At 41.1% G+C, this 14,119-nt stretch carries 8 protein-coding genes; 4 read left to right on the forward strand and 4 right to left on the reverse strand.

Features of this window, described 5'->3' with window-relative positions:
* The first annotated feature begins 24 nt into the window (after positions 1-24).
* The gene (locus tag H6H03_RS25435) at positions 25-2,793 is read left to right on the forward strand and encodes a zinc-dependent metalloprotease (protein WP_190957841.1); all 2,769 of its coding nucleotides are present in this window, start codon (positions 25-27) and stop codon (positions 2,791-2,793) included.
* Between the two features lie 439 nt (positions 2,794-3,232).
* Positions 3,233-6,016: a PAS domain-containing protein gene (locus H6H03_RS25440; RefSeq protein WP_199339088.1), complete on the forward strand. Its 2,784-nt coding sequence runs from the start codon at positions 3,233-3,235 to the stop codon at positions 6,014-6,016.
* 9 nt (positions 6,017-6,025) lie between these two features.
* Here the strand turns inward: H6H03_RS25440 and H6H03_RS25445 are convergent, their stop codons facing one another.
* Both H6H03_RS25445 and H6H03_RS25450 read right to left on the reverse strand, forming a co-directional pair.
* A complete protein-coding gene (locus H6H03_RS25445; protein ID WP_190957842.1) occupies positions 6,026-6,913 on the reverse strand; it encodes an alpha/beta fold hydrolase in 888 nt (295 codons plus the stop codon).
* A gap of 59 nt (positions 6,914-6,972) precedes the next feature.
* The gene (locus H6H03_RS25450; RefSeq protein ID WP_190957843.1) at positions 6,973-7,482 is read right to left on the reverse strand and encodes a HugZ family pyridoxamine 5'-phosphate oxidase; all 510 of its coding nucleotides are present in this window, start codon (positions 7,480-7,482) and stop codon (positions 6,973-6,975) included.
* Between the two features lie 83 nt (positions 7,483-7,565).
* On the opposite strand from H6H03_RS25450, the gene H6H03_RS25455 reads away from it, so the two are divergent.
* Positions 7,566-7,868: a hypothetical protein gene (locus H6H03_RS25455; protein WP_190957844.1), complete on the forward strand. Its 303-nt coding sequence runs from the start codon at positions 7,566-7,568 to the stop codon at positions 7,866-7,868.
* A gap of 277 nt (positions 7,869-8,145) precedes the next feature.
* On the opposite strand, the gene H6H03_RS25460 is transcribed toward H6H03_RS25455, so the two are convergent.
* Positions 8,146-9,096, reverse strand: coding sequence for an AAA family ATPase (locus H6H03_RS25460; RefSeq protein ID WP_190957845.1), 951 nt, complete (start codon positions 9,094-9,096; stop codon positions 8,146-8,148).
* Positions 9,097-9,143: 47 nt separating this feature from the next.
* Entirely contained in the window at positions 9,144-10,238 is a 1,095-nt protein-coding gene (locus H6H03_RS25465) for a DUF4350 domain-containing protein (protein WP_190957846.1), read from the reverse strand.
* 253 nt (positions 10,239-10,491) lie between these two features.
* Between H6H03_RS25465 and dpdE the strand changes: the two genes are divergently transcribed.
* Positions 10,492-13,794 (forward strand): protein DpdE, encoded by a 3,303-nt coding sequence (gene dpdE, locus H6H03_RS25470; protein ID WP_190957847.1) that lies wholly within the window; start codon positions 10,492-10,494, stop codon positions 13,792-13,794.
* Positions 13,795-14,119: the final 325 nt, after the last annotated feature.

Consider the following 14,119-nt stretch of genomic DNA (forward strand, 5'->3'; position numbering starts at 1 on the left):
CTGCTTCAGGTGGAAAGCCAAAGGATGAAATACTGGGTCGCGAAATTAGCAATTTTTTTAGTTTTACTGTGCAACTTGTTACTAGTGACAGATTACGCAGCAGCCAACCAACTTGAAAATATTGATTTGCAGCCATTTAATGCACTCCCAGTAATTGAAAACTTAGCAAGTGCTGACAATAGTTTTGGCAATAGTAGAAAAGATGATTTTTTGCGATTTATTGAAATAGCTAAAAGCTCAGATAAATTAGAGGGACTCTTCACAATTTATTGCAATCATGACTCAGATAAAATTTATTTAGAAATTAAACCAGAACAGTTAAATAAAAACTATTTAGCCACAGTAACCTTAGAATCGGGCATTGGTGAAAATGGAATTTATAGTGGATTACCACTAGCTGATTTTCTTTTTTATTTCCGACGAATAAACAACAAATTGCATTTTGTTGTTCGGAATGTGAAATTCCGGACAGAAAGTCAATCGGAACAGCGATCGCTTGCTCGTTCATTTAGCGATTCAGTTCTTTATTCACTACCAATAGATGGTACTCATCCGTTTAGTAAAAATATTTTGATTGACCTGGATAACCTTTTAATGCAGGACTTTCCCGGATTATCTTCTTTATTAAAATACTCTTTGCAAGCTGATTATTACTTAGAGCCAAGCAAGTCTTATTTTGGAGATGTTAACAGCTTCCCCGAAAACATAGAGATTGATTCAATTTATGGTTTTTCTTCGCAAGAAGGAGCAGATTTAGTCAGCGTACCCGATAGCAGAGCGCTGACTCTCAAGGTACACTACAGTTTTTCTCAGCTAAGAGAAAACAACGATTATGTTCCCAGACTTGCTGATGACAGAGTAGGATATTTTATTACTGCCTTTCAAAATTTCTCTAACAATCACTCTCAAGAAGAATTTGTTCGTTACATTAATCGTTGGCATTTAGAACCATCCGACCCCAACGCTTCTTTATCTCCACCCAAAAAACCAATTGTATTTTGGATTGAAAATGCTGTACCACTAGAGTATCGAGATGCGATTCGTGAAGGCGTCTTGATGTGGAACAAAGCATTTGAAAAAGCTGGATTCCAAAATGCGGTTCAAGTACAACAAATGCCAGATGATGCTGATTGGCAACCGGCAGATGTACGCTACAACACTATTCGCTGGTTCAATTCTTTGGATGGAGGTTTTGCCAGAGGGCCAGCCCGCGTCAACCCACTCACCGGGGAAATTTTGGATGCAGATATTATTGTGGACGCCAATATGGTGCGCTCAATTCGCCAAACATATTACACCTACGTGGAGTCAAACAATAAGGGATTAAACTCCCAATGCACTGGTGAAGATTTACCTGAGAAAAATAGGGAATGGGGAAAAAGGCTAACGGTTAGCGGTTTCCAGTCGCACACTGCTAACTCTCAAGCATTGACTTCACAAAAGAATTCTGATGTCTGCTATGGTATGGGGTCTGTAAATCAGGCAACTATGGGGGCACTGGCATTGTCAATTTTGCAAAACGCTACACCGAGTAGTGAAGCCATGCAAGAATATGTGCATCAATATTTGCGTTCTTTGATTGCTCACGAAGTGGGACATACTCTTGGTTTGCGCCATAATTTTCACGGCAGCGCCATGTTAGCACCTCAAGAGTTAAATAACACCGAAATTACTCACACTAAAGGTTTAGTCGGTTCGGTGATGGACTATCTACCTGTGAATGTAGCACCACAGGGAGCAGAGCAAGGGGACTATTTCCCGGAAATTGTGGGGCCATACGACCAATGGGCAATAGAGTATGGTTATAAAATCAACCCATCGCCAAGAATTGAGCCAATAATTCCAGAAATGGAAAAAACTTTTTTAGAAAAGATTGCCTTGGCTTCACCGCAACCAGAATTATCTTACGCAACAGATGAAGATATCTCAGATATCAATCCCTTAGCAAATGTTTGGGATATGAGTAATGATGTGCTGGTTTATTCCCAGTGGCAAATGGATAACGCCCGCGTGATGTTGCAGCGCCTCGAAAAGGGTTATTTATCACCAGGAGAAAGCTATAGTAACCTGCGCGTCTTATTTGATAGAGTACTTGGATATTATTTTAGTAATGCGAAATTGCTCTCTCAATACATTGCTGGACAATCGTTTCGGCGTCTCCATGCTGGTGATGATACATCCTGGGCATTTGTGCCAGTTTCATTATTAAAACAACGTCAAGCCTTGACTAAATTACAAGAATATGTATTTGGTGAAAAGGCTTTTAATTTCTCAGGACAATTATTGAATCAATTAGCCCCATCACGTTGGCGACATTGGGGTAGTTTTGCACCGAATTATCGCCTTGATTATCCGATTCACGATCGCATTTTGAGTTTCCAAAGTGCGATACTGCGATCGCTATTAGATGGCGATCGCTTAAATCGGTTACAAGATATAGAATTAAAAACCCAGCCTGGCGAAGCACTCTCGATTCCAGAATTGTTCGACACCCTGCAAACAAGCATCTGGACAGAAGTTTTAAACCCTGGAGAATTCAAGCCGATTTCTAGTATGCGGCGTTCATTGCAACAAGAATATCTGAATATTTTGCTAGGGATGATGTTGCATACTAATGATGCACCTGAAGATGGTCGGACACTGGCGTGGTACGAATTGCGGCAACTGCAAACAGCCATAGATGTCAGACTCAAACAACTAAGTGAAAATATTGATATTTACACCTTAGCCCACTTACAAGCTTCTGGCGATCGCATCGATAAAGCGTTGAAGTCATTAGTCATTAGTCATTAGGCATTGGGCATGGGGCATGGGGCATGGGGCAACAGGCAAAAGGCAAAAGGCAGAAGTTCTTGAATTTTGAATTGATTTGTCTCCTCATTTCCCTATTACCCGCATTTCTCACAAGTTTGAAATGCAGAGGGGCACAGGGGTAGAGGGAAAAGAACAAGGCACATTGAACTCTCCCCTGCTCAAGGTTTTGAGAGATGTGGTGAGAAATCCGGCTATTAGTCTCATGTTGATTGGTGAATTTATTGGAACAGTGCTTTTAAGAAATATGGCTGAGAGACAGTTGATGTTATGGCTCTGGTTGGTGTAATTTATAATCCTGCGATCGCTCACGAACCTCTAATCTAGTTAAACTGGTATCGCTAATAGTCAACCTGATTGGACAGTTTTTATTATTGGTGGTTCTTGAGGGTGGGTTAACGACTACTAATATGGGACAAATGTGCTGAACCAAACCCAATATTTGAAGCGGTATGGAGTGGCGATGGCATCTGTCGCGATCGCTTTTTTACTCATGCTGGCACTTGACCCTGTTCTTCAATTGACACACGCTCCGTTTTTATTATTTTTTGGTGCAGTCACCGTCAGTGCTTTCTATGGAGGCCAAAATTCGGGAATTGTGGCAACTCTCCTTTGTGCTGGGTTTGCCCATTACTATTTTTTAAAACCACAGTACAGTTGGAATTTAACCCTAGCCAGTGGACTCCAACTAGCACTATTCATCCTTGAAGGAATACTCATTACTCTGTTTCTTGACGCACACCGCAAGGCTCAAGCACAAGTCCGTAAAAGCTTTAACCAACTTGAGGTAACCGAAGCAGAAATTAAAGATTTGACCCAGGCACTTCAACGTCGAATCGATGAACTGCAAGCCCTCTTTAATGTCATTCCAGTTAACATTGCCTTTGCAGAAGATCCTGACTGTCACGTGGTAAAAGTCAACGCTGCTTATGCAAAGCTGCTACAAATTCCCACAGATACGAATGTGGCTGTCACTCCAAAAGCCAAACAGTCTCAACTGCCGTACAAGTTTTATCAAAATGGACGAGAACTGCTTGGACATGAGCTTCCTGTAGAGTACGCCGCAAAGCATGGTGTGGAAGTGCGCGATGTAGAAATCGAACTGGTTCGACAGGATAATGCTGTGTTTAGTTTGTTCGGCAGTGCCGTGCCACTATTTGATGAATCGGGTCAGCCAAGGGGCAGCGTGGGTGTCTACACCAACATCACCGAGCGCAAACAAGCCGAAATTGCTCTACGCGAAAGTGAAGAACGTTTAAGAATCGCCAATGAACGCTTTGAATTGGCCGCAAAGGCAGTTAACTGCTTGATTTATGACTGGAATCTAGAATCCGATCGCATTGAAAGAACAGATGGATTAACCAAGCTATTCGGTTACTCGTTAGAAGAAGCTGAACCGACAGGGCAATGGTGGGTAGATCGCATCCATCCCGATGATTTGCAATCTATACAAGATCGGGCATTGTCTGTAATAGCAAAGGAAGATAACTTTTCTTCAGAATATCGCATTCTTAATAAATCCAACCAGTATGTTTATGTCCTCGATCAGTGTTTAGTCGTGGCGCGAGACCCTGATGGTAAGCCAACCCGAATTGTCGGTAGCACAATTGATATTAGCGAGCGCAAGCAGGCTGAATTCAAGCTTCAGGAAAGCCAACGCTTCATTCAACAGATTGCCGATTCCATACCGGGAACGCTCTACGTATATGATATGCAACAGCAGCGCAATGTGTATGTCAACCGTCAAATTGGTGAACTGTTAGGGTATTCACCCGAACAGATTCAAGCTTTTGGGGATCAACTCTTTGCTCAATTAATTTATCCCGAAGATTTTGCCGCCATTGGACTACAGTTTGAGCGGCTTAATCAGGCTCAAGAAGGCGAAGTGATTGATTATGAATACCGTATGCGCCATGCCAATGGCGAGTGGCGTTGGCTGTGGAGTCGCAACACAGTTTCTACTCGCACAGCCGATGGACTCGCGCATCAAGTGGTTGGTACGGTGCATGATATCACCGATCGCAAACTTGCCGAAACTGAACGGGAGCAACTGCTACAACGAGAACAAGCAGCACGAGAGCAAGCCGAACGTGCCAACCGAGTTAAAGATGAGTTTCTGGCCATCCTTTCCCACGAATTGCGATCGCCCCTCAACCCCATTTTGGGTTGGGCACAACTGCTGCAAACTCGGCAATTTGATGCTGCTAAAACGGCTGAAGCCTTGGCAACAATTGAACGCAACGCCAGACTTCAGAGCCAACTCATTGACGATCTATTGGATACTGCCAAAATTCTCCGCGGCAAACTGACTCTGGAAATAGCGAGTGTCGATCTGGTAGTTGCCATCGAGGCAGCGATGGACACAGTGAGGACAGCCGCCGTTGCCAAAAATATCCTCCTCCATTCGGTGCTGCCTCAAATTGGGCGGGTATTGGGTGATACAAATCGACTTCAGCAGATCGTGTGGAACCTGCTATCGAATGCCGTCAAATTTACCCCTCAAAATGGGCGGGTAGACATTCAATTGGCTCGAATAGGCGATCGCGCACAAATTACCGTCAGCGATACTGGCAAAGGTATTAAGCCCGACTTTCTGCCCTATATTTTCGAGTCATTCCGGCAAGAAGATGCTTCAACGACTCGAAGGTTTGGTGGGTTGGGGTTGGGGTTAGCCATCGTCCGTCAGTTGGTTGAAGCACACGGCGGTACCATTACCGCACAGAGCAAGGGCGAAGGGTTGGGAGCAACGTTTACAGTAGAATTCCCGTTGGCGAACCTTGAGGTAGAACCTGAGCAGACAGAGGCAGTGTTTGAAAAGGAACCCGATCTCAGTGGAATGCGAGTCCTGGTTGTAGATGACGAACCTGATTCCCGCCAGCTAATAGTAGTCATCTTGACTCAGTATGGCGCAGAAGTTATGGCTGTTACCTCTGCGGTGGAAGTGTTGAACAACCTGGAATCTTTTCAACCAAATGTATTAGTCAGTGATATTGGGATGCCTGATGTGGATGGTTATTCCTTGATCCAACAGATTCGCGCTCTACCACCTGAAAAAGGAGGGCAAATTCCGGCCATCGCTCTGACTGCTTATGCAAGAGAGGAGGATTACCAGCAAGCGATCGCCAATGGCTATCAATGGCATATTACCAAGCCCGTCAATCCAGAGCAGTTAGTTAAGGTAGTGCTGACTTGTCAGTTTAGATAACGTCTCCAGCTACCCTAGATACCCCTGCAATAAGCCTATCAGAATTTCTGGGACTTCCAAATGAGGTAAAACTCCGGCATCTGCGATCGCGTAAAACTTTTGAATTGCATTTGGATTTAAATTTGCTAATCTTCGTCCTGATTTGATGTTAGTAAATTGTGCTTTTTCTCCCCAAAATATCACCGTGGGAATTGTTAATTGCTGAATATATAAACTTAAATCAAAATAAAGTTCACCGCGCAAAAATGCTAAAGCGGCAAACTTAGCATTAGGTTGTTGGGCAGAAGTTAAATAAGCTTCTACCATTTCTTGAGATACTCGTTGTGGTTTAGCAAAGAGAAAACTTTCTAAAAAGTTTCGCACTGCAATTTCATTTTCTGCACCCAGACTATAAATAAAATCGTCTACCACTGGTGTATTGATTACTGAAAGCGGAAGTCTGCGTCCACTACCTTGTCCAAAGTCATTAAATCCAGAGGGACAAACCAAAAATAATCTTTGGAATAAATTTGGTTGGGTAATAGCTAGGCGGATAGCAAAAGCCGCTGTTAGAGACGAGGCTACTACTGTGACTGGTTGGCGACAAGTTTGGATGATAAATTCAGCGATCGTACTTAGATAATCCTTAATTTGATAATCTCTAACTGGATGAGCCGATTCTCCCCAACCGATTAAATCTGGCGCTAAAATTTGATAATTCGAGGCAAAAGCCGGATAAACTTTAGACCATTCATACGCAGACGCACCACCACCAAAGTTATGCAGAAATAGAAGTGGCGGTAAATTTTCAGTGTCAGCAAGTGCCCAAGGTGCATTCGTTTGAGTGTAATAAACCATTGCCCCCAAGGATGTATGGATGACTTTATGTCCAAAGCCAGGAGGTTGAAACTTAAGCATAAAATTAAAAAATTTAGTTTAATTGGATAACTAATAATTGATAATTTATAACTTCTAATTCATTCTTGCTTTTGATTGCTATCTCCTGTAATGTGAACAAGTTGATGAAGGTTATCACCACTGATGCGATAAGCTGCCCCGAAACCCACTACAAAACGACCTTCGCGGGGAGTTAGCTGGAAAACGCGAAAATCAGACAAGCCTCGCAAAATTTCTATAATTTGACCAAATTGTCCTTGAAATTTGTCAACAATTTGATTCCACTTGTCAGTTTCGCGCTCTACCAAAGTTACCGTACAATCAAAATTCAAACGGGTACGGGCAAAAATTTGGTTACTTTTGGCTTCATCCTCAATAAATAAAACACTAACATGAGGATTGGTATGGAGATTTTTGGTATGAGTCGCCAGACCACTGACATAAATATAAATATTCTTAGCATCATCCATGACAAAGGGAGCATAACTAGCATTAGGTATTCCTTCTGGGCTAACTGTGCTAATAATTATACTTTCAAATTGTTCGGGAAACTTTTCGTACTCAGCTTGAATGCTTTCTAGTTGACTCATAAGTCAATTACCGTTTAAGGAGTAACAATCGATTCTGTATTCTAACGCGCTTGAGCGATGTCTAAAAGAAGCTACACCTAAATGTGGAATGGCAAACATTTGGCTTAATTGTAGCTAGTTTCAAAGTTATATGGGCAATTAATGAATTGCTTCTACCAGAAATGGTAAAAATTGTTTTGAGCATTGCGATCGCCAAGCCCTCAGCACCCTCACCGAAAAACCACGAAAAGCTATCAGTTAGTCCAAAACAAACCAATCAAAAAGGGAGAAGTACCCGGATAATCGACCAACTGCATGGAAAAATCACGCAGGTATGTGTTGGGAAAGTGCGATCGCATTTGCACCCATTGTGCAAACCTGAATCTAAAATTAGTTTGCCAAAATAGGAAACTAACACTTCGTCAAAAATTTTCTGCAATTCCCTTGCCTAACAAAAAAATTATATTATCCTTTAGGATACTCTTCTAGATAGCTTCCTCGTCCGCCTTGAACTTAAGTTCAAGGCTAACAGCTAAAGTTTTCTCAACATGACTAAATCGCCAGGGTTTAGTGGAATATTTCAATAAAGAGATTCAAAAAACCCAGATATAAAATGACGATTTCCAATCCAAAATCGTTCGACTGAGCGTAGCCGAAGTCTAAAATTCAAAATCCAAAATCGTATCACCTTGGAACCGGCACTTGATTGATTACCGACGCAATTACCGCATCAATTTGTAAACCATCCAACATTGCTTCTGGTTTCAAAATCAGTCGATGACGTAGTAATGGCGATGCAACTGTTTTGACATCATCTGGTGTTACAAAATCCCTTCCAGTAAACCACGCTAGGGCTTGAGATGTCTGCAACCAAGCACCAGCGGCGCGAGGTGATGCACCCAAAGTTAAATCAGGATATTGACGCGATACTCTCACTAATGCCAACAAATAATCGACGATCGCTTCTGATACTTTAACTTCTTTGACTGCTTGTCGTGCTTGCAAAATATCGTCTACTGTGGCTACTGGTTTCAAACGGTTAATATCTAAACGTTTTGCTGCAAAACCCGCCTGACGATTGAGTAACATTTGCTTTTCAGCAGCTTGGTCGGGATAATCTACCACTAGTTTAAATAAAAATCTGTCTAACTGTGCCTCTGGCAAAGGATAAGTCCCCTCAAATTCTAGGGGGTTTTGGGTTGCAATTACCCAAAATAAATCCGGCAAAGGTAAACTTTCACCATCCAAAGTTACCTGCATTTCTTCCATCGCTTCTAGCAGCGCCGCTTGTGTTTTAGGAGGAGTACGGTTAATTTCATCTGCTAGCAATACTTCAGTAAATATTGGCCCTTTTTTTAAAGTGAAATTGCGACTATTCAAGTCAAAAATATTTGTACCAGTGATATCTGACGGTAAGACATCCGGTGTTAATTGAATTCGGCGAAACTCACCTTGAATTAACTGTGCTAACACTTTTACCAATAGAGTTTTACCAGTCCCCGGAACTCCTTCTAAAATTATGTGTCCGCCCGCTAATAGCGCTACTAAAAGTTGTTGTATGAGGCTAGATTGTCCGACAATTACTTGGTTAAGACTTTGACCAAGGCGAATTAAAATAGAATGGGTTTCGTTCATAATATTAATTTGTCACTTGTCCTTTGTTACGAATTACGAATTACGAATTACGAATTACGAATTAATCTAATGGTTCGCCATTTTCCCAACCAGCTTAACAGCTCTTGTTCGCTCATGGGCTGTTTGTGCGATCGCAGCTTTAAAACAGCATCTAAATCCGCGGCACTTGCACCTGTTTTTTCTACCCAGACATTGAGTAAAGCTTGGTGTTCTAGCGGTATTTGACCCAATCCCAAGGCTTTTTGGAGTTGCAATTGTTCTTGTTTACCCACCATATCAATTACAAAGTCGGTGGTATCAGCTTTCTGCAACACCAAGGCTAAGGCTTGGATATATGCCTCGCTGTTGTCGGTAACTTGTGTATCTAAAGTAACTGGTTTGCCAAAACGGCGATTTTGCGCCCAAATTAGCGTTAACAGTAGGATACCTATTTGGATGGATATTGGAAATAAAGGGGTTTTAGCAAAAAAACTAGACAAATCTCCTTCGCTTTCTTTCTCTCTAACATCAGCATCTTTATAGCCGTGAATGTATTCATCGACAAGTATTGTGTTACTATTTTTATTGACTAAATCGGCTAAATACTTAAAATTACTTAAATTATCTTGATAGGCGTTGGCGGCTAAATAAGGAGTGGTAGAAAAAATTACTTTGCCTTGCTTATATGTTTCTTGCCAGACAATAGCACCAAAGCGATCGCCTAAATCAATTTGCTTTTGCTTGGCTTTTTTATCTCGCCTGCGCGTCTCAATTTTAATATCGCCTTGGGGAGATTTTTGTAGGGTGCTAAAGTCTGCTTCTGTCACTCGCCCCTCAACACCTAAAATTACCAAAGTATTTCCTTTTTCCACCCATTCCCGTTCTTGAATATCAAGGCTTGTACCTCTGGGATAAGTGCTAACCTGTAAAAAGGTAGCTGGGTTGTTCTGTGGCTGAATTTCACTAAAAGGTTTTTGCCAGCGCTGAATTGAAACCCCTTGTTTTTGCATAAAATTATACCAAGCTCCATAGCCATCGGGAGCACGATTATAAGTAGAACCAACAGTAATTTTGGTATTATTAGGAGCTGCTATTAAACTCAGTAAAACGAGCGCTGCAATGGCGATCGCTCCCATCCAAGCAAGGCGATTTGAACGTTTCATTTTCTAGTTTGAATAATGATAATATTTCAGGTCGGATTTGTGGACTTGTGTATACATTAATTGAAAGTACGGTACGGTGGCTGTGGCAATCATAACTAATTAATACAACATGATATGAATGAAATTTACAGATCGCTATACTGAAAAACTCTAATAGCAGTTTATTGTCTATAATGGGATCTGCAAAATTGCCAGATATGGCTGAATAAACTAGTCTGGAAGATACTTTTAGTCTGTTTAGGGGACTGGATCTATGATTAAAGTTGGTTTACTAGTACAGTCCCAGAATAATTATTTGGGTATAGGAAAAGTTATCGAAATATCTGAGACTAATGCGATCGTTGAGTATTTTTGCTCTATGGGGCAACGTTTACAAAAAACTTTACCTCTAAGTTCGCTCTCTCAAGTCAGGCTTGAACCCCAAGCACGATGCTATATCAAGTCCGAAACCCAAGATAAATGGATAATTGGCAGAATTTTCGCCTGGGACGAAGATACAGAAGAATATCAAGTTGATTTACCAGATAAGAAAACTGCAATCGTTACCGAAGAAGAAATTTACGTCCGTTGTAATTTACCGAACACAGACCCCATTGAAACTCTAGCAATGAAGGGTCACGAAACGCCGTACTTCCACGATAAAAGATTGGCTTTCGTAAAATCTTTGATTCAGCAACGCGCAGTTAGTCGCGGGATGACGGGACTAATTTCGGCAAATATTAATCTTTATCCCCATCAGGTTGAAGTTGTTCGGCGGGTACTGGAAGATCCGATTCAACGTTATATCTTAGCAGACGAAGTAGGACTCGGAAAAACCATCGAGGCGGGTGCAATTCTGCGCCAATTCCTATTAGATGAACCGAAAAAAGGTGCGATAGTCATAGTTCCCCAATATTTGCTGCAACAATGGCGGACTGAGTTAGAAAACAAGTTTTATATTTCGCATTTTCCCAAACGAGTAGCGGTACTAGCTGTTGAAGATGTTCATAAAATTAATCTGAGAGCTAACATCGGCTGTTTAATATTAGATGAAGCCCATCACATCGCAGCAATGGCGAACTCTAAAGATGCAGCGGTGCTTCAGCGTTTTGAGACTTGCAAGCAACTAGCTCATAAAAGCGATCGCTTACTTTTATTATCCGCTAATCCTGTTGTGAATCACGAGCAAGATTTCTTAGCAATGTTATATTTGCTCGAACCCGAAACCTATAGACTAGACGATTTAGAAGGTTTTCGCGCTCAAGTTGCGAGCCGTCAACAAATAGGTAAAGTGTTGCTGGCTTTGAGAGAAGATGCAAAGCCTGTTGTCTTGAAAAACAATTTGCAGGAATTACGCAACTTGTTTCCTGACGATAAGTATTTACTCAAGTTAGCAGACGATTTAGAAACTTGTTTAGAAGGAAATTCTCCTGAGAAAAATCAACTTGTCCAAGCAATTCGCAGCCACATTAGCGATACCTATCGACTATATCGGCGAATGCTTCGCAACCGTCGCGCGGCGGTGGAAGATGTGATATTTGACCGCAATTTTACGCCCAAAGAAGAATATGATTTAGACGAGCGATCGCTTGATATTCACGAACTCATCAATCAATGGCGTAGTGTTGCTCCTAAAGAAAAGCAATATCAGCGAATTTTCCTGTTATTATTCCTTGCTTCGGGTACTTGGTTAGGCATTTTAGAACAAGTAATTACAACCCGTTTAACTGGTAAACCCCATGCTAAACTGAGTCAGGAATTTAAAGAAGATGATATTCGCCTATTAACTACAACTCCTAAGTTTTCCGGCGAAGAAGACATTTTACAATCCATATTAAAGGTTATTCGTCAACCTGTAGAAGACGGAGAACGCAAGGAAAATTTAAGAACAGTATTGCTAAATCAGTTAGGTACATACTTCAAAATTCCGGCAAACGTTCGCAGAAATCAAAAGGAATTTCTCACCAGGATACAGCAGAGAATCAAGAGACCAATTACAGGCGATATTTTCCCCAAATTCATTATATTTACAAGTTTTGCCCAAAGTTGTGCAGAAATTGTCCGCTATTTATCTGATACCTTTGGTGCAGAAGCAGTAGTCAGCCATCAATTTGGAGAATCGCCGGATAAAGTTGAGTCTGGCTTAAATAGATTCAAAAACAATCCCAACTGCTTTATTTTAGTATGCGATCGCTCTGGAGAAGAAGGGCGCAATCTCCAGTTTGCTGACTGGTTAATTCATTTCGATCTGCCTTGGTCACCTAATCAATTAGAACAAAGAATTGGTAGACTTGACCGCATTGGCAGCAAAATTGGCATCCAGTCTTGTGTATTGATTGGCCCTTATCTAGAAGATAGTCCCCACAATGCTTGGTATCAAGTTTTGAAAGATGGATTTGGGATTTTTCAACAATCAATTGCCAGTTTCCAGTTTTACGTAGATGAAAAATTGCCAGAATTAGAAGCAGCTTTATTTCAATCGGGTGCTGCTGGACTGGTACAAATGATTGAGCCAATCAAAGCACAAATCGAAGCCGAAATTCTCAAGATTAGCGAACTGAATGCTTTAGATGAAATCGACGCTAGTGATGAAATTGCAACCGAATATTTTCAAGATTTAGATAATTATGATGCTCGTCATTTAGAAATGAAGCGAGCAATTGAAGGCTGGATTTGCGACGCACTGGGTTTCAAACCAATGACTAACCCAGATTCTCCAGAAATGAAACGTTATCAACCGATAACGCGTACTTTGGTGCCAGTAAATGAGTTAAAAACCCGTTTTACTGACAGTTATTTAGACAAATATGGTACTTATAACCGCAGAATCGCCAACCAAAGTTCTGACGTTAAACTCTTGCGAATTGGAGAAGGATTTGTAGAGGCATTGTTGAACTATATAGATTGGGATGACCGGGGTCAAGCCTTTGCCATGTGGCGCACTGATGCATCTTGGGACGCAAAAGAAGGCAAGGAATGGTTCGGTTTTCAATACAATTATATAGTCGAGGCAAATTTAAAAATTGCCAAACAAGTTTTAATCGAGAATAAACTCGATAATTCTCAATACAAAATTTTGCAACGACGTGTAGATGCTCTATTTCCACCAATTATGGAAACCATCTATATTGATGGTCGCCAAGAACCAATATCTGTTGTTGAAGATCGAGCGTTGTTGGATATCTTACAACGTCCGTATAAAGATAGAAACAATAGTCAGCAACGAGATTACAATTTAGCAAAAGAGCGATTAGAAATTATTGACAATTTTGTTGAGCCTAGTAAATGGCAAAATTATTGCTATGAAGTGCGTAACGCTTCTTTAGCCTTACTTTCTAATCGTCCTGATTTTATCGAATTGTGCGAAAAACGTAGCTTGGTTGCTGAAAAGAAATTAAGCAACAGAGTAGAACAATTACGCCTGTTGTTGAATCAGCAAAGTTGGGATCAAGCATTAGCTGAAGAACTCAAAATAGAAACAGCTTTAAGTGCAGCTATTTTAGAGGGAATTCGCCGACCGCAAATCAAACTTGATTCTGTCGGCTTCATTATTGTTTCAGGGCGATCGCTTGCCTAATTTCAGTGATATAATTTCTAATCAAATAGCCTTAGTAACGTAACTAACCCTGCCCTCTCTCAAGGGTAGGGTTTTTTAGTAGTTTCAAACCTCTACTTCGCTATAGGGTAATACTCAACACTCAGTAAGCCGACAACTGAATGTGAGTCAATTTTTGAATTTTGAATTGCTTAATGCACTACTACTGAATACCAATTCAATTAATCATTGCAACACATCTTGGGTGAAGACGCGATGAATCGCGTCTCTACAAATGGTCTATTTGTTGCATTCTTTTTTGAGATTGGTGTAACTTATTTTGCTTTGCTGTATTAGTTAATTTATA

Source organism: Nostoc paludosum FACHB-159, assembly GCF_014698835.1.
Taxonomy (GTDB): domain Bacteria; phylum Cyanobacteriota; class Cyanobacteriia; order Cyanobacteriales; family Nostocaceae; genus Nostoc; species Nostoc paludosum.